The organism is Bacillus sp. FSL M7-1345, assembly GCF_038006985.1.
GTDB classification, from domain to species: domain Bacteria; phylum Bacillota; class Bacilli; order Bacillales; family Bacillaceae_G; genus Bacillus_A; species Bacillus_A cereus_U.
Genome location: NZ_JBBOWG010000001.1, coordinates 3,077,704 through 3,094,056 on the forward strand (window position 1 = coordinate 3,077,704; position 16,353 = coordinate 3,094,056).

Genomic DNA, 16,353 nt, shown 5'->3' on the forward strand with positions numbered 1-16,353 from the left:
AAGGTAATATCACAACTCAAACTGCTATATTTATTTCCTGTCGAATACACTCTTTTTTATTAGCACGTTTCCATAAATATATGGTGTAGAAGAATAAAATTGCAATAATAATATATGCAAAAAGCGACGAGGCTTGAACATTCCCCATAAAATTAAAGAAATTATTAAAAGTGTGGAAAGTAATGGTGATAATAATTGATTGCTTATTTACGATAAGTAAGGACAGAACAAGTCCAACTAAAAATGCATATATGATTTGTAAAATGGTATCTTCAATAGACTGCCCACCAATTAGTTGTAATAAATGGGTGATACCAAACAAAAAACTTGAAATCAAAACTGATTTTTTTATCCCCTTTGAAAACAACATTTTGAGCATAAATCCACGAAAAAAGATTTCCTCAATAAATGCAACAACAAAAAATTGCATGATAAACATAAAAAATAAGTCAGATACCGATGTTGTGTTTAATCCTTTATTACCAAGTAGTATTACTAATAGAACAAGCACTAATGGGGAATTTAATAAAATGGTATTCTTCATTGAATTATTTAACTTAATATCAAAGAAATAGAATTTCCACTTGTTCTTTATTGTTAAATATATTAAAATTCCCACTGCTAAAGGAACAAGTCCAATAAATTGTAATACTGGACTGGATGGCTTAGTAATAGTTTGATAGGCCCCGTTAAGCGTGTAAAAAATCATTAATAAACATTCTAACCCAATAATTTTTAAAACAATATTCTGATTTACCTTCATCTAGAATCCTCCCCTATTTATCGATTTGAGCATTTTTCTTTTGGATTACTGCACTGTTACTATTTATAGATTAATAGTAACTTATTAATTCATCAAATAATTTACTGATATTTCAAAAAAATATAGTATAAAACACTTTATTGTCCTCATGATAAGGTAAACAAATACCTCAAACGAGAAAATTGATCTCTTCAAATTGAAAATATATAAAATTCCTTTTTGGGGGTTTTATATATTTTTTTAGTTGATGGCGATGTGGTGAGACCCCATAAAGAAAAGACACCCTAAGGTGCCTTCCTCCGACTTGAACCACTTTAATTTAATAATATGTATTGGACATTAAGTAAACACGTCCTATAAAACAGAATCATTTATTTTCAACAGATTGTTAGTGTACAAATACAAGAGAATCGAGATCGTTTGTTTGGCTAGATTAAAGCAACGCCACACCACACCTATATGGTTGAAATGTGTTACGCCTTCTAATCGGAGAGTCAGCTTTATAGAACGTGTCCACAATTTATATTTTACTACATGTAATATTTATTTTATGTAATTTTTACAAATATGTATAATTACATAAAATTTACGAGAAAAAGAGAGTATACTTTGATATTGTGTAATAAAGATAAGGCCCACCTACGGAAATAGGTGGGTTTTTTGTTAGGCATTACTATCTCATTGCACAAAAGGGAATTTGCATTAAAATAATATCATATTCTTAGAGTTCTTATATTGAGAAAAAAGACACTCTTATGAGTGCCCCTTTTTTTAGTAACCGAATCCGCCGCTACCGCCGCCCCAACAACTACATCCTATAATGATTAACAGGATGAATAGAACGATCAGTAAAGCAAATCCGCCACCTAACTGTCTACGCTTAAAGACTAAAGTTACCTTTAGCCCTCCAAGACTCGCTACGAGCGAATGGCTAGTTCTTACTCGACGGGAATCCCACCCGTTATATGATACGACCTAGGCTCGGCCGCACACCTGCCTCGTTAGTTAATATGAAAATGAAACCCAATGTCTTTCAGGCGAAAGTATAATCTTGGTTTGGAAATATACAACTGTTTGGACATAAAAAAGACCATCGAAATGATGGTCTTGCAGACTGTAGACAAATGCATAAAATAGCGGATGAACCTTTCTCTGAACACTTACTTTACTTCTTTCATAAATAGTCTAACGTTTTCAGCGATTTCTTTGAATTTGGTATGGTGTAAATAATGTGATCCATCCATGGTTACTACTTTTCCATGTACCGAGTCTTTGATCTGCCCTTCATGCAGAGGTATCCATCCTGCTACACCTTCATTATTCGCTTGTACAAAGAGAAGAAGTGGAAGATATTTAGGGAAGATTAAACCTTGAGCCCCTTTAAAATTAGACGAAATATGGTCCATCTCATTCAAGGTTGTGTCATTATACATGTTTTTATTCGAAATCATTTTCATTTGCTCTACGGTTTTTTCATCAAATGCCAGTCCAGCATAGGGGTCAGCACTGATTTTCATAACCAATCTTAAGAGACCTGATTTTTTGAGATATGCAAACGTTTTTAATGGGAAATTGATATCCATACCCAGTTGTGTTGCAACACTGCTATCGATTCCGACAAATGCAGTCACCTCGTTTGGATATTTGTTCACATAATCAATTCCATAAATGCCTGTAATGGAGTGGCCCATGAGCATGTATCTGTTAATATTAAGCTGCTGTAGAGCTTCATGAACTTCACTTACCATATTCTCCGTGGTTCGCTCTTTTACAGTTTCATCACTTAATCCATAACCGAAAGGCTCTACCGCAACAACTTTGTAAAATGGAGATAATTCATCGATAAGAAGCTTAAAATCAAGCCCTGGAGTAGCTGTTCCATAACCAGGCAGGAGCACGATCGTTTCCTCGCCCTCGCCTTGAATTAACACATTCATGTTTCTCCCGTCTACAGATACGTGCTGCCCGTAGGGCACTATTCGTTTTTGCTCCGAATGACTACTCATCACATTTACGATATAAACAATACCTAAAAAAAGTACAATGGCTAGAACGATTGCTCCTATGATTTTAAGTAAGATGTTTCGCGCTTTCTTTATTTTCATTCCCCTCAGCGTTTTCTTTTCCTCTTGTTGTGTCACTTTCATCTTCTCCTGTCCTGATCTGTTTGCCTTCCTTCATGTGCCTGTAATGAAAACTTAACCAATGAAGATGTACTCACCATGACGACAATATGAACTGAATATGAACTGCCAAAAAAAATGCTACGGCTCTATATGCAAGTAAGCTTGCATATGAGTCGTAGCATAGAGAATGAATCTAACTAATCTGTTGGTGTAGTGATTGGCAAGGTGACAATGAAGGTCGTTCCTTGACCAAGTTCACTTTTCACTCGGATGTCACCTTGATGAAGCGACACGATCTGTTTAACGATAGCGAGTCCCATACCACTTCCGTCATACTTACGACTGTGGGAACGATCGGCCTTAAAAAAACGCTCGAATATACGCTTCTGGTCGTCAAGGTGAATACCAATACCAGTGTCGGATATTAGGATTGTCACGTTTTTGGTATCTTGTTTGATGCTTACGTTAATCACGCCGGCATCCTCGGAAAATTTGATGCTATTTCTGAGGATATTCGTCCATACCTGATTTAACAGGTCATGATCAGCCGTTACTTTAACTGTCTGTAAATCAAGCTCGAAATGTATATCGCGAGCAGACCATTGTGGCTGGAGCGCCACGATTATCCGTCGGATTTGTTCATCGAGGCTGAGCGTGACGATCCGCAGTTGCTTTGACTGCGATTCAAGAAAACTCAGCTTTAGCAGGTTATCGCTCATTTTGGACATCCTTTTCGCTTCAGCGATGATAATATCAAGATAACGGCTTCGTTCGTATTCTGAAAGGTCAACTTGCTTAAGCACTAGAGCATAGCCGGATATCGAAGTGAGCGGAGACTGAACCTCGTGCGACACGTTCGTTACGAATTCCCTGCGCATCCGCTCAAGTTGCTGCAGATCGTGCATCATTTCTTCGAAGCTGCGAGCCAAAGTACCCAGCTCACTCGTTTGCTTAATATTCAACTTGACGTTGAAATCTCCAGATGCTATCCGCTTGGTCGCTTTTGTCAGCTTTTTTATCGGTCTTACCAGGAATACAGAGGCAACTAGAATCAATAAGCTTCCTGCAATCAACGAACATGTTGCAAAGACCAATGCCCATTTTGTGACAAAAGAGGCTGAAGGAGAGGCGAGCGCTTCCAAAAATATCGCTTTCGTTCCCATTTCCGTTTTCAACGGCAACCCTAAGAGGACCGTGGCAATACCATTAGGAGTGTCCTGAACAACACCTCCATCTAATACTTTCTTTAGTTGCTCCATCGTCACAGGCGCAGGTTTGTGTCCGTGAAGTTTACCGTAAGACTTGAACTGACCCGTTGCTTCGTAAATTCGAATATAATAAGAATCGAGCTGCTTCATTTCACTTACGAACAAGTCCGCTTCATGTAACGGAAAGGTCTTGTAAATCCGGACGATGTCTTGGCCAAAGTTACGTAAGTTGATTTGAGCGTTTTCGTTCAATTTATCTTCGAATATCCAAGTTGACACCAAAAAAGAAATGATCGTGCCCCCGATGATGGAGACTAAAAATGTCAGGACAACACGTATATATAAGGATCTGATCATTCATAAACCTCAAGCCGATACCCAAGCCCGCGCACCGTTTCGATCCGAAAATCGGGTGTTGTCGCGAACCGTTCACGCAGCCGTTTAATATGTACGTCTACCGTTCGATCATCTCCGGCGTAATCGATACCCCAAATCTGATCGATCAACTGCACGCGCGTATAGACTTGTCCGGGTGTTCCAGCGAGCTTATACAGCAATTCGAACTCCTTTAGCGGCAACGTAAGCGACTCCGTCCCTTTCATCACCTTATAGGTCTGTCGATCAAGGATGACGTTCCCTAAATGGATCGTCTGCGTGGAGCCAATCTTGTATCGTTTGAGTAGTGCCCTAACACGAACCGTCAACTCTAACGGATCGAATGGTTTGGTTAAATAATCGTCCGTCCCAAGTTCGAAACCTTTCACTTTCTCCCATGTTTCTCCTCTCGCAGTCAGCATAAGTAAAGGTAGATCAGGATTGGCTCTTCGGAGCTCCTTGCTTAACGTCCAACCATCCATAATCGGCATCATAATGTCAAGTACGACAAGATCGACATTCGTTGAGATGTAGACGGCCAGTGCTTCCTTGCCGTCCGCTGCTTCAGCTGTTGCGAATCCGTCGTTGCGTAGAAATAAACAGACGAGTTCGCGAATGTTCGCATCGTCGTCAGCAACTAGTATAGTAGGCATCGGTTCCCTCTTTTCCCTGTTTTCCACCGCATTATTTCAAGCAATCATTATACTATAAATTAACACGTATGTTGATTAACCAAAGTAATACAGTTTCTTGATTTATCGACCTGTAGAATTCAAGTGTTTCTTTCAAACTAATTTGTCACTCAATTGACAAGGCTTCACAAAGAAACAGGCGTGTGAAACCTGCAAATGACAAGCGTTTATTTTGTCTTTTGGCCTTGTGCACGAAGAAATTTCAGCAAAGCATAGGCAATTATAGCTGTGAATAACTGATTGAACAACGCATTGGATGTTGTGCCAAACAATACGGGAACGTTCAAATTCAGCTAAATCCAGCGGAAAAATGATTCAATTGCCCAGCGCTATTTGTACATGGCGGCGATTCCTTCGGACAGATAGATTGGTAGAACACATATTCCCCAAACTACTCCAGTAATTACACCATCTGAAATAACACGTCCCATACCCACTAATTATTTTTCATCAAATGCGTAAATGGCGTATCAACTTTGATTGCACATTCGTTCCAAATCATTACTTGTTAATTTAAGTGAATTCCACCATAAAGATTCATATAGGTTTAGTAATTAGTCAAAGTTATTAGGGTGTTCTGTCGTATAATTTATATATTATCATATAATTACCTCCTGATTTTTGTATATTATAGTTCTACATCAACACATAATATATAACTTTTTCTCATTGCTTATTGAACTAATCTGCTCCGTTCAAGAAGAACCCTATCAGTTTAAATAACTCAGATTTTGGCAAAATTAAATTGATTCAAATGATACCCACCTTTTAGTAATCTCAGAAAATTTCTTAGTCGCGAGTGAGGTTGGTTTTCTTATAGCTAATCCAATAGTTCGATAGCTATCACTTTCAAGTGGAATGGCTGCAAAAGAAATTTTTGATGTCGGTATAATCATTTCTGGCAATATACTAATTCCTAGATTATTCTCCACCATAGAGATCACTGAGTATTCATTCATATTTTCGAATCGAATATTGGGGCTAACTTTATTCTCCCTAAATATTTTTTGAATATCATCATAACACTGATATGTTGGCATAATAAAAGGTACATTTTCTATTTGTTGCATTGATACTTGGTTTTCCTTACATAATGGGGATTGGTTAGATACAACACATAAAAGTCGATCCCTCTTCAATTGTACGATTTCAAAGGATTTTTCAAATGATTTAAAGTAAGTATCATTATTAATAAATCCACAATCTAATCTCCCGTTTTGTAACCAATTCTCAACCTCAGCATAGTTTCCTTCCAGTAATTCAATTTCAATATTTGGAAACTTTTCCTCCATTTTTTTAAGAATACCAGGAATCCAGTTTTTAGAAATACTCGAAAAAACCCCCACTCTTACTGTTCCTTTTTGGAACCCATTGATAGCGGCTACTTCCTGCTTCAGCATGTTGTTATAGTATAAAATTTTCCGAACGGTAATTAAAAGCTCCTCTGCATTTTTGGTCAATGTTAAAGTAGAGTGATTACGAATAAATAAAGGAAAGGAAAACTCTTTTTCCAAACTGCTAATTGCATGACTTACAGCAGATTGGGTGAAACCTAACACTTCTGCAGCTTTTGTAAAACTATTGAGTTCTGCCACTTTGTTAAATATTTCATATTTTGTTAAAGTCACTATGGTCCTCCTCATGAATTTTATTCATGTCTCCATTATATTTCTTCGTTTTATTTAATGCCATTACCAACATACAATAAGTGCATGCTCTATTATATGACCCTTGACAAGGGATGTATTTTTTATGGAAGGATGAAGTGAAATGCAAAAAATTTTAGTTACAGGTGCTGCAGGTAAAATTGGCCAAGATGTTACAAGATTCCTAGATAAGCAAGGGAATTACCAGTTACGGCTAGCAGATATTAACTTATCTGCTTTAGAAACTTTTAAAGATACAAATCACGAAATCATATATTTAGATGTTTCTGATTTAGCTGCTTGTCAAGAATTTACGAAAGGTATAGATATAGTTATACACTTGGCAGGTAATCCTTCGCCAAATGCTGATTTTTATGGCTCCTTATTAGAAAATCATATAAAGGGAACCTATAATATTTTTAGAGCTGCTAGCGATAATAATGTATCCAAAGTGATAGTTGCTTCCAGTGCTCAAACAATTGAAGGCTATCCTTTGGATTATCAACCACATGCTTATTCACCCACGAGGCCCAAAAATATGTACGGGGTAAGTAAGTGTTTTGCAGAGGCTGTTGCTTCTTATTTTGCTTATGAAGAAGGGTTACAAAGTCTTGCTATTCGTATAGGTGCATATGATGATTATAATCCATATGGTAAACCACTAACAGCTAGAGATATGAGTGCATACTTAAGCCCAGAAGATTTTATGGACCTTCTCTTAAAGTCGATGACGGCAAAGAACTTACCTCCATTTTCAATTTTACATGGGGTATCTAACAACAGGTTTAAACGAATTGATATTGAAGGAACAAGAAAGTTAGTTGGTTATAGCCCAAGTTCTGATGCTTTTGTACTAAGTGGTATTAAGTTCTTTGATTCTTGATAAAGGCATATCTAGAAAAGAGATTATATTATTGTTATTTAGCTTTTATTTGTTCTATTTTCAATAGCTACAGTTTCTATAATCATAAATATTCCAATTTTCCCAGATAGAGCACACTATTCTTCTGTCTCATTTGTGGAACAACTCTATTGTCACCACTAGTTCCACAGATGTTCTTTTCCTTTTCAACATAATGGGGTAGCACCACACATCCATCAACTTAAGGTATCTTTTTATACAAAATGTGGTTTTTTCACGTAGTCTTTTATTATCTTTTATAGATAGCATAAAAGTAGGCACATCAAATAAACCCTGACGGGTTTCAAATTTTCCGCTATGCTACCTGATGGGCAGAAGTGGTATACTCATACACAACACCTAAAATATCAAAGACTGTTTTTTTCTCATATCTGTGAGATTTTCGTCCGTTTCGCTGTAGGAGGTTAAACAGACGAAGGAGAATCTTTGATAATTCTTGGGTGTTTTTATGTAGTGCTTGATGAAAAAGTAAGAAATAATCTTTAATTATGTACATCGCTTTATATTCACTTAGTTCTTTCTGTTTCTTACGTAACAGGAGTTCTCTCATTTTAAACATAGTAGAAGAACATAATAGGATACTAATGAGTTGTCCATAAAGGTGGCATTCTAATCGCTCTTGTTTAATAGATTTACAACGATGAATTCGAAACCAAGATTTCCATATTTTAAATAACAGCTCAATTTGCCAACGCAGTGAATATAAATCATAGATTTTCTCTTTCGGTACCCATTCCGTAGGAATGTTTGTCATATATACCGTAATTCCTTGTAAAAGTTTCGTACGCTCTGTATATGTAATCCCTTTTTTCTTTTCACGAATAGCTCGATCATGTAGACGTTTCTGTTTTTGCTCCTCTGTACATCTATAAACCACAATGCGAGTGGGTAGTTTGTCTTTGCTCCCTACATATACATCATGTAATTCATACACTTGGCCAGGTTGTAATTGGTTCATGATGTCTTCCAAATGAATTTGTATATATACCGGTCTCAATTGAGCAGGTTTTGTTTTAAATACCACTGTTTCGAATTCTTTTCTATATATTTTAGTTGGTAATTTAAGACGCGATAAATAATACCCTTCCTTATCTTGGATCGATTTAAAGTCTTGTAAACGAAAATACCCTAAGTCACGAATATATAGTTCATTCTTTTGTGTCATGTCCATTCGAGTCGCCCCATATGCCTGATCACTTCGTTTTCCTGGTTCAATTTTCACATCAGAAAACTCTCCACTCAACAAGTCATACTCTAATTGAATTTTCACACCAGCTGTATGACTACAGCCTCCGGCACCAGGATAAGTAGCTGCGAATCGATCTGGAACTTGAAAGGTTGTAGAATCAAGGATGCGAATCCGCTCAAAGTAAGCAGAAAGAGAATGAGAAATTGTAGATGATCCTCCAATTTTAGCTTGTAGAAGTGTAGTAAATACATTTCGAAAGAAGGCTACAGAAGCCGAGTTAAATCGTCGATTCAGTCCCTCAGGACTTAATAAAATTCCTGTTGAAGTTTCTAATTGACTACAAAGTTGAGTAAGAGAGGTTGTAGCGATTTGTTGATTTAACCATACACACAAAGATAAAAAATGGTGCCCATGGCACTTACGTTTTCGTTTCATTCCGCCTGCTTCTATAGCTAATTGATTCAGTGTAGCGGGAGACATATAGCGATATAACTCTTCGGCAAATAAAGACAACTCTTGTTTTTGATGCATATTCATAAAAAGCACGTCACCCTTTCTCATTAACATAAGAGAATAGTAACGTGCTTTTAACTTCAAGAATAGTCTAAATCCTTAAGTTGATGGATGTGGGGTAGCACCACATTGCTATCAAGTTAAAAAATCTGTTGTTTCCCAAAACGAAAAAATGAGCTGAATTCTTATAGACAACTGTGGAAGGATAAAATTTTCGTTTCGGGGGTATTTCAAAACCTTAAGTTGATGGGCATGGGGTACTATAAAATTTTAGCTTGATGAGCATGGGGCAGCGTCAGGAAAATGCGGATTTACAATGCTAAGCAAAATTTCATAAGAAAAAGCCGATTTCCGGTACTCTAAGAGAATAATTGGCTTTTTACTGTTAAGTTGTTTGTAGTGATTGTAGGGAGTCTAATGATGCAATTTCTTTTATACTAAATCGGTATTTTCCTAGAATATTAATGTGTTCCCATTCTAATGGAGAAATATATTTCAATAATTCTTCATTAAGATGGGAATCAAATAACTCAACTTTCGCACCTATAAAATAAGCGGGGAGATTTAGCTATATTGAATTTAGAGTCTATCAATTGTGTACTGTACAACTTGAGTAAAATGAAAAACACCTCAATCCTTGGTATAGTGAGATTACCTAGAAATCACTACCACAGAAGAGGTGCCTTAACTACAATAGCTCAAAATAACCAATATCATCAACTACCAAAAGAACTTAATTCTATTTTTTCCGAGCTTGAAATGAATATCCAGCTAAGGATGCAGTCTATCGCTTCTTATAAACGGTGCCAATGTTCAATTGGCGCCCTTTCCTGCTGCTGTTTAGTATGAATGCGATTAAAAAAGTAACTCGACTTACGAAAAAAACCGCTCCAAAGTGTTGATTGTGCTTATCATCGTAACCGCAGTAAAAAAGTTGAATTGCTAGCACACTATTTTGAAACCTTGGTTAACTATTCCAACTTTGAAGTATTTCCTGTTATTAATCAATGAGTAAGGGGCAAAATTTAAAGTATATGGTGGCACTATTTGTACTTCTTTCTGTAATCTCTACTCATCGAATAAACCTAGAGCTATCACTCATGCCTTCAGTTGAACACCCTGATGACTGAGCTAAGATAAATTATGGATGAAGCGCCCGTGCCATCGCATCAAAATAATTCTGACTGGCACGCTGACTTACTACGGCTTCAGGCACAAATACTTCAAAACAATGGAAGCAACCGGGGTAGAGGTGAAATTCAACGTCTACTCCTGCTTGTGCAAGTCGTGTTACATATTCAATAGTTTCATCTCGAAATAAATCGAGTTGACCTACACATGTATAAGTTGGCGGTAGCCCTGCTAAGTTTTCTGCTCTCGAAGGTACGGCATAGGGAGATAGTTCGTTGGAATCTTTCTCCTTGCCCAAGTACATACTCCAAGCCGCCAAATTGTTTGCTCTATTCCATGTTGCGTGGTCTTCTGTAATCTCATAGCTTGATGGTGTTATGTTGCGGTTGTCAAGCATCGGATACAGCGGCATCTGGAATATAATAGATGGACCTCCTTTATCCCGAGCCATTAACGCAAGCGCTGCTGTTAGTCCACCGCCTCCACTTGCACCGGCGATCGCAACTCGATTCACATCAATGCCCAGCGAGTCTGCCTCATTTGTCATCCAAACCAATCCTGCATAACAATCTTCGATAGCCGCTGGATAAGGATGTTCGGGAGCAAGTCGATAATCGACAGACACAACAACACATTTAGCAGTCTGAACAAAGCGTTCACACAAAACATCGTCCATATCGGGGTGTCCCATTACGTATCCGCCACCATGAATCCACAGCATAGCTGGAAGTTTATCAAGATTGTTCTCAACTGGTTCGTAAACTTTAACTAACATCTCGCCGGCAGCGCGAGGAATCATTCGCTTGGTCATGTGTACAAGTTCTGATTTTTCCAAATGTGGATTCGACAAGAGACTTCGACTCGACTCTAAATTCTCCTCTAATTGAAAGCCTGGAAATTGTGAGAAAGCCTGTTTTAATTCTGGTAATACTCGACTGTCAATTTTCATATAAATTCCTCCAGGTAAATAATGAGACTTGATTCAATTCTTATGGAATGATTAACGGAATAGATGTGTCTCCTGTTCTCCTTCAGCTTCCCATTTGGCAATTTCCTCTCGTACACGAGGGGCAACTTCTGTTCCAAGCAATTCTATGGCACGCATGACTTGATCATGTGGCATGGTACTTAATGGTACATACATCATAAAGCGTGTAATCCCTACATGCTTACGAAGATGTATGATTTTTTCGGCGACTGTATCTGGATCACCAACATACAACGCCCCTTCAAAACTTCGTGCAGCATCAAAGCTGGAACGATCATAATAAGGCCACCCCCGCTCTTTACCAAGTTTATTCATGCCTGCCTGAGTGGAAGGGAAAAATGTATCTGCTGCTAATTCCGTATTCTCTCCAACAAATCCAATTGAATGAGATCCCACCTGAAGTTTTGATACATCATGACCAGCGTGAGCCGCCGCTTTCTTATATAGCTGTACAATTCGTGCAAAGTGCATTGGGCTACCACCAATAATCGCCAGCATAAGTGGTAATCCCAGAAAACCGGCACGGATAGCAGACTCCTGATTTCCACCGCTACCAACCCATATCGGTAAAGGATTTTGAACAGGTCTTGGATACACACCTAAACTATTAATTGCTGGTCTATGTCCGCCTTCCCAAGTCACTTTTTCGGACTGACGTATTTTGAGCAGTAGGTCCAAATGTTCTTCAAACAGTTCTTCATAGTCCTTCAAGTTATAGCCAAACAATGGAAAAGATTCGATAAAGGAACCACGACCCGCCATAATCTCTGCGCGTCCATTTGAAATGCCATCCAGTGTAGAAAAATCCTGAAAAACGCGCACAGGATCAGCTGAAGAAAGCACAGTTACTGCACTCGCGAGCCGTATCTTTTTCGTTTGTGGTGCCGCCGCTGATAGAACCATCGCTGGAGAGGATGCTGCATAATCCTTCCTATGGTGCTCACCAACACCAAACACATCAAGTCCTACTTGATCAGCAAGAACGATTTCTTCAACAACTTCACGTAATCGCTGTGCGTGACTTATCACTTCACCACTATGTACATCTGGTTTCGTTTCTACAAAAGACGTAATACCTATTTCCATTTGTTATCTCTCCTAGTCCAATTAGATTTTAAGTCAAAAAAATTAATCATTTCCTTTATGGTAGTAACGTGTTTCTCATATTGGCTAACACACGTTTATTTCATGAAATCTTAACTCGTCTGGTCATAGCCCAAAAAAGAAGAGCGAAAGCACTGACAGAGGCTCCGAGTAAGGAAACCCCTCCCCAGCCAAAGTGTGCGTATATTTGAGTCGACGCAATTGAACCACCAGCACTGCCGATAGAATAAAACACCATATATCCAGCAGTAAGTCGACTCCGTGCTTCTGTATGCAATGGAAGGATCATGGTTTGATTCGTGACATGTATTGCCTGTACGGCCAAATCAAGTAGAACTATCCCTATCACTAATGCGATTAACGACTGCTCTATATAACTGATGAACAACCATGAAATCAATAATAGAGCTAAAGCAATACCTGTCGTTCGTTGTCCGTAACCTTGATCGGCCAATTTCCCTGCCCGTGCCGCAGCTAAGGCTCCAGCCACACCTACAAGACCGAATGCGCCAATTGCACTATGAGATAGAGCAATTGGAGGTGTACTAAGTGGCAGTACTAGTGAAGTCCACAAAATGCTGAAATCAGCAAAAATCAGCATGGCTAGAACAGAGCGAACGCGTAACGTTCGTTCTTGAATAAACAAAGCAAGCACCGATCTAATCAACTGAGGGTAAGATAGCGATTTTACCTCGCGCTCAACATTGGGCAACATCTTTATAAACATAAAAACCATCAAAAGCATGAGCGCAGCAGAAAATAGATATACAGCACGCCATCCCGCAACATCTGTTAATATACCAGCAAAAGTACGTGCAAGAAGTATGCCAATAACAATCCCACTTGTTACAATGCCAACGACACGTCCTCTTTCTGTAGGGGAAGCGATGGTCGCTGCAAACGCCACGAGAGTCTGTGTCACAACTGCAAGCAGACCCACCAAAGCCATACCTGCGAAAAGTACCATGCTGGAGGAAGCAGTACCAACTATAACCAGAGCTGTTGTAGATAATAGCATCTGACCGACAATTAGACGTCGCTGGTTTAGCAAATCTCCAAGCGGTACGAGTAGCAGTAAGCCCAATCCATAAAAAATTTGTGTAACGGTAATAACAATACCAATAATGGAATGGTTAATACTAAACTCATTAGATAGTTGATCAAGCAACGGCTGTGCAAAGTAAATATTGGCAACAGACATTCCACAGGCAGTCGCAAACAATAATGCCAAAGCGTGAGACATGGATGGCTGTTGATTCAAATTAGGTTTTGTTATGGAAGATTTATGACTTATCTTAGTGTAGAGTGGATCATCGTCTACATTTGTCTCTGTTTTAAACATACATTAACCTCCAATCACATTAGATTTTTAATCATAACGTACCGTTCAGTACAATATGATTACTGGTAAATATAACTTAGTCTCATTCATGATGTCAACGATTTTTTTCACTAAAGTTAATGTTGCATTAAATGAATGGAGCTTGATTTGACAGGAAGAATGGCTAATTATATAATAATTACATACTGTTTGGTAATAAAAACAACAATTGTAATTACCTACACACCTATCCTAAAACAATTAATAAAATCAAAGTTTGAGGAGGAGAATTCTTAATGGCAAGAACCCGTGAATTTGATGAGGATCAAGTTTTAGATGCAGCAATGCAGTTATTTTGGGAGAAGGGATATGAGGCTACCTCATTAAGTGATCTTACTTCTAGAATGGGCATTCAACGCCCTAGTATTTATTCGACTTTTGGAGATAAGAAAGAATTGTTTGAAGCCGCACTTCGCAGGTATACAATGTCTCGGGCCTCTGATATACGAAATAGGCTTCAAAGTCACTCCTCTGTAAAAGAGGCATTTTCTATTTTCTTTGCCGATGTCGTCAATGAAGAATACGCAGGGGATCTTAGTAAAGGTTGTTTTTGTATCAATACAATGGTTGAACTAGCACCTCATGATGAGAGATTTGAAATTTTGACCAGAGAACATCAAATGTACCTCGCCGTCATTTTTCAGGAGACGATCGAACGAGGAATTCAATCAGGTGAGCTGGAAGTCAACACAGATGCAAAGTCTTTGGCACAGGCACTGATTGTATCGTTAATCGGTCTAACGGTTATGATGAAATCTCGCCCCCAACGTTCATTTGTGGACAATGTAATAGCAGCGACGCTCACATTACTTAAGTGACATGATTGTATTTAAAAGTACGAAAACCATACCTTTATAGGGGTAACGTCAAATCTCCATCAAGCTACAATTTTATAGTACCCCCAGAACGAAATTTTGTGCTAACTTGTAACAAAAATGCTCATTTTTTCGTTTTGGGGCTGATTTGTTTTCTTAAGTTGATGGGCATGTGGCAATGGCCCATATAACAACAATTAGTTAAATTAATATTTTATTCGTTGTTTTATTTCTTTAAAACGATCATGTATTAATTTCTTGATATCCGGGTGATCTTTATATAAGGTAACGGTATACATGATGGAAGATGCAAGAATAGTAGACCATATTAACCAATCTCCAGCATGAGAAAGAACTTTAATTATTTCACTCGTAAACTGTTCCTGTCCCGCTTGAAATGTCGATACGAGCGAGTTAAGATTGAACAACAATAAAATAACAATCCTGCCCAAAAGCATAATAATCCATCCGATAATATACGTATAGCCTCCAACACTACATAATTGATTATTATGATGAAAAACTTTCACCCTCTTAGCTTGCCAATAACCAACTATCGCTCCTAATATAAGCAAGCTAATTAATTCAATTGTAATAATATAGTCCAATCTATTTGGAAGACCCATATAAGTTCTGATTATAGCCATGATTGGTATACCAAGAAGATCGAAGCTATCTACTTTCTTCGGGATAAGCTGCCTAATAATCAATACAATAACAACTACAAGAATAATAATGAAAACTTTATTCATGCGATTAATCCCTCTTTTTTTCTTTTAAATAATACTCAATAAGTTGATTTACTTTTTCTTCTGGATATGATTCTGGTGTTTGAAGGACATGAATTACTAGCCCATCAATAAATCCGTACAGTATCTCTAATTCAAATTCTCTATTGTGACCTGGTGTGACGTATCCTAGATCCCTCATTAAATCTAGAATTATTCCCATAAGATACCTCGTATGGTCATCCATTTTCTTCCGAAGTTCAATAAGTTCTGGAGAACTAAAGGATATACCCAGAAATGTAATCCAAACCTTCCCTTCCAACATTTCTTCTTTATTAGAAGGAATAATAAATTTCATTAATCTTCTAAGTGCTTCTTCTTTCGTTCCCTTAAATTCACTTGTACGAGTGTTTGCCCGTTCTTCCATTCGATTCAATACTAAATTCATTGCATAATGAATTAATTCATTTTTAGACGAAAAATGATGCTGAACAAGTCCAACCGAAATGTTTGCCTCGTCAGCGATTTGCTGTATAGAAGCTTTATCAATACCTTTTTCTAATATTACACGCCAAGTAGCAGTGGCTATCTGATTCTTCCTTTGTATTTGATCAACAATTTTAGGCACTCATATCCTCCTCCCTTTTTATAATATGATCATATTATTTTAGGTTTCACATTGCTCTCAAGCTAACAAAACAAAATTCCCCTATAATAAAAAATACGGTATTCCTACCGTATCCTCTAAAAAAAGAAACAGCATCTACTAGCA

The 16,353-nt window shown here is 37.8% G+C and carries 13 protein-coding genes and 2 pseudogenes; 2 read left to right on the forward strand and 13 right to left on the reverse strand.

What is annotated here, in order from left to right; translation table 11 throughout:
• Nucleotides 1-16: 16 nt before the first annotated feature.
• The 7 genes and pseudogenes from MHB76_RS16085 to MHB76_RS16115 form a co-directional block, all read right to left on the reverse strand.
• Complete coding sequence (locus MHB76_RS16085; protein ID WP_078174524.1) at nucleotides 17-763, reverse strand: CPBP family intramembrane glutamic endopeptidase; 747 nt, start codon at nucleotides 761-763, stop codon at nucleotides 17-19.
• A 771-nt stretch (nucleotides 764-1,534) separates the two neighbouring features.
• Nucleotides 1,535-1,630: pseudogene (locus tag MHB76_RS16090) on the reverse strand (YjcZ family sporulation protein); the annotation flags it as partial.
• A gap of 293 nt (nucleotides 1,631-1,923) precedes the next feature.
• Nucleotides 1,924-2,904 carry an alpha/beta hydrolase gene (locus MHB76_RS16095; RefSeq protein ID WP_078174083.1) on the reverse strand — a complete coding sequence of 327 codons (981 nt, stop codon included), beginning with the start codon at nucleotides 2,902-2,904 and terminating at the stop codon, nucleotides 1,924-1,926.
• Nucleotides 2,905-3,086: 182 nt separating this feature from the next.
• Nucleotides 3,087-4,454: a sensor histidine kinase gene (locus tag MHB76_RS16100; RefSeq protein WP_078174084.1), complete on the reverse strand. Its 1,368-nt coding sequence runs from the start codon at nucleotides 4,452-4,454 to the stop codon at nucleotides 3,087-3,089.
• The gene (locus MHB76_RS16105) at nucleotides 4,451-5,125 is read right to left on the reverse strand and encodes a response regulator transcription factor (protein WP_001142154.1); all 675 of its coding nucleotides are present in this window, start codon (nucleotides 5,123-5,125) and stop codon (nucleotides 4,451-4,453) included. The genes MHB76_RS16100 and MHB76_RS16105 overlap by 4 nt, the downstream gene beginning before the upstream one ends.
• Nucleotides 5,126-5,511: 386 nt before the next feature.
• Nucleotides 5,512-5,757: pseudogene (locus MHB76_RS16110) on the reverse strand (GNAT family N-acetyltransferase); the annotation flags it as partial.
• Between the two features lie 147 nt (nucleotides 5,758-5,904).
• Nucleotides 5,905-6,792, reverse strand: coding sequence for a LysR family transcriptional regulator (locus tag MHB76_RS16115; protein WP_002190250.1), 888 nt, complete (start codon nucleotides 6,790-6,792; stop codon nucleotides 5,905-5,907).
• A 142-nt stretch (nucleotides 6,793-6,934) separates the two neighbouring features.
• On the opposite strand from MHB76_RS16115, the gene MHB76_RS16120 reads away from it, so the two are divergent.
• Nucleotides 6,935-7,693, forward strand: coding sequence for an NAD-dependent epimerase/dehydratase family protein (locus tag MHB76_RS16120; RefSeq protein WP_002014092.1), 759 nt, complete (start codon nucleotides 6,935-6,937; stop codon nucleotides 7,691-7,693).
• 334 nt (nucleotides 7,694-8,027) lie between these two features.
• Here the strand turns inward: MHB76_RS16120 and MHB76_RS16125 are convergent, their stop codons facing one another.
• From MHB76_RS16125 to MHB76_RS16140, 4 genes are all read right to left on the reverse strand, one after another.
• Nucleotides 8,028-9,458, reverse strand: a complete 1,431-nt coding sequence (locus tag MHB76_RS16125) for an IS4-like element ISBce2 family transposase (protein WP_080019313.1) — start codon at nucleotides 9,456-9,458, stop codon at nucleotides 8,028-8,030.
• 1,117 nt (nucleotides 9,459-10,575) lie between these two features.
• Nucleotides 10,576-11,514, reverse strand: coding sequence for an alpha/beta hydrolase (locus tag MHB76_RS16130; protein ID WP_016095153.1), 939 nt, complete (start codon nucleotides 11,512-11,514; stop codon nucleotides 10,576-10,578).
• 51 nt (nucleotides 11,515-11,565) lie between these two features.
• On the reverse strand, nucleotides 11,566-12,639 hold the full coding sequence (locus MHB76_RS16135) for an LLM class flavin-dependent oxidoreductase (protein ID WP_016095154.1): 1,074 nt from the start codon (nucleotides 12,637-12,639) through the stop codon (nucleotides 11,566-11,568).
• A gap of 100 nt (nucleotides 12,640-12,739) precedes the next feature.
• Nucleotides 12,740-13,999, reverse strand: coding sequence for an MFS transporter (locus MHB76_RS16140; RefSeq protein WP_078174085.1), 1,260 nt, complete (start codon nucleotides 13,997-13,999; stop codon nucleotides 12,740-12,742).
• Nucleotides 14,000-14,274: 275 nt separating this feature from the next.
• Between MHB76_RS16140 and MHB76_RS16145 the strand changes: the two genes are divergently transcribed.
• Nucleotides 14,275-14,856: a TetR/AcrR family transcriptional regulator gene (locus tag MHB76_RS16145; protein WP_063217442.1), complete on the forward strand. Its 582-nt coding sequence runs from the start codon at nucleotides 14,275-14,277 to the stop codon at nucleotides 14,854-14,856.
• A gap of 203 nt (nucleotides 14,857-15,059) precedes the next feature.
• On the opposite strand, the gene MHB76_RS16150 is transcribed toward MHB76_RS16145, so the two are convergent.
• Nucleotides 15,060-15,605: a hypothetical protein gene (locus MHB76_RS16150; RefSeq protein ID WP_002137530.1), complete on the reverse strand. Its 546-nt coding sequence runs from the start codon at nucleotides 15,603-15,605 to the stop codon at nucleotides 15,060-15,062.
• Between the two features lie 4 nt (nucleotides 15,606-15,609).
• Nucleotides 15,610-16,209, reverse strand: coding sequence for a TetR/AcrR family transcriptional regulator (locus MHB76_RS16155; RefSeq protein ID WP_002066410.1), 600 nt, complete (start codon nucleotides 16,207-16,209; stop codon nucleotides 15,610-15,612).
• Nucleotides 16,210-16,353: the final 144 nt, after the last annotated feature.

Excerpts from the sequence above, each read along its gene's own strand:
- MHB76_RS16085 (WP_078174524.1), bottom strand. The coding sequence starts at position 763 with ATGAAGGTAAATCAGAATATTGTTTTAAAAATTATTGGGTTAGAATGT.
- MHB76_RS16100 (WP_078174084.1), bottom strand. The coding sequence starts at position 4,454 with ATGATCAGATCCTTATATATACGTGTTGTCCTGACATTTTTAGTCTCC.
- MHB76_RS16105 (WP_001142154.1), bottom strand. The coding sequence starts at position 5,125 with ATGCCTACTATACTAGTTGCTGACGACGATGCGAACATTCGCGAACTC.
- MHB76_RS16120 (WP_002014092.1), top strand. The coding sequence starts at position 6,935 with ATGCAAAAAATTTTAGTTACAGGTGCTGCAGGTAAAATTGGCCAAGAT.
- MHB76_RS16125 (WP_080019313.1), bottom strand. The coding sequence starts at position 9,458 with ATGAATATGCATCAAAAACAAGAGTTGTCTTTATTTGCCGAAGAGTTA.
- MHB76_RS16130 (WP_016095153.1), bottom strand. The coding sequence starts at position 11,514 with ATGAAAATTGACAGTCGAGTATTACCAGAATTAAAACAGGCTTTCTCA.
- MHB76_RS16135 (WP_016095154.1), bottom strand. The coding sequence starts at position 12,639 with ATGGAAATAGGTATTACGTCTTTTGTAGAAACGAAACCAGATGTACAT.
- MHB76_RS16140 (WP_078174085.1), bottom strand. The coding sequence starts at position 13,999 with ATGTTTAAAACAGAGACAAATGTAGACGATGATCCACTCTACACTAAG.
- MHB76_RS16145 (WP_063217442.1), top strand. The coding sequence starts at position 14,275 with ATGGCAAGAACCCGTGAATTTGATGAGGATCAAGTTTTAGATGCAGCA.
- MHB76_RS16150 (WP_002137530.1), bottom strand. The coding sequence starts at position 15,605 with ATGAATAAAGTTTTCATTATTATTCTTGTAGTTGTTATTGTATTGATT.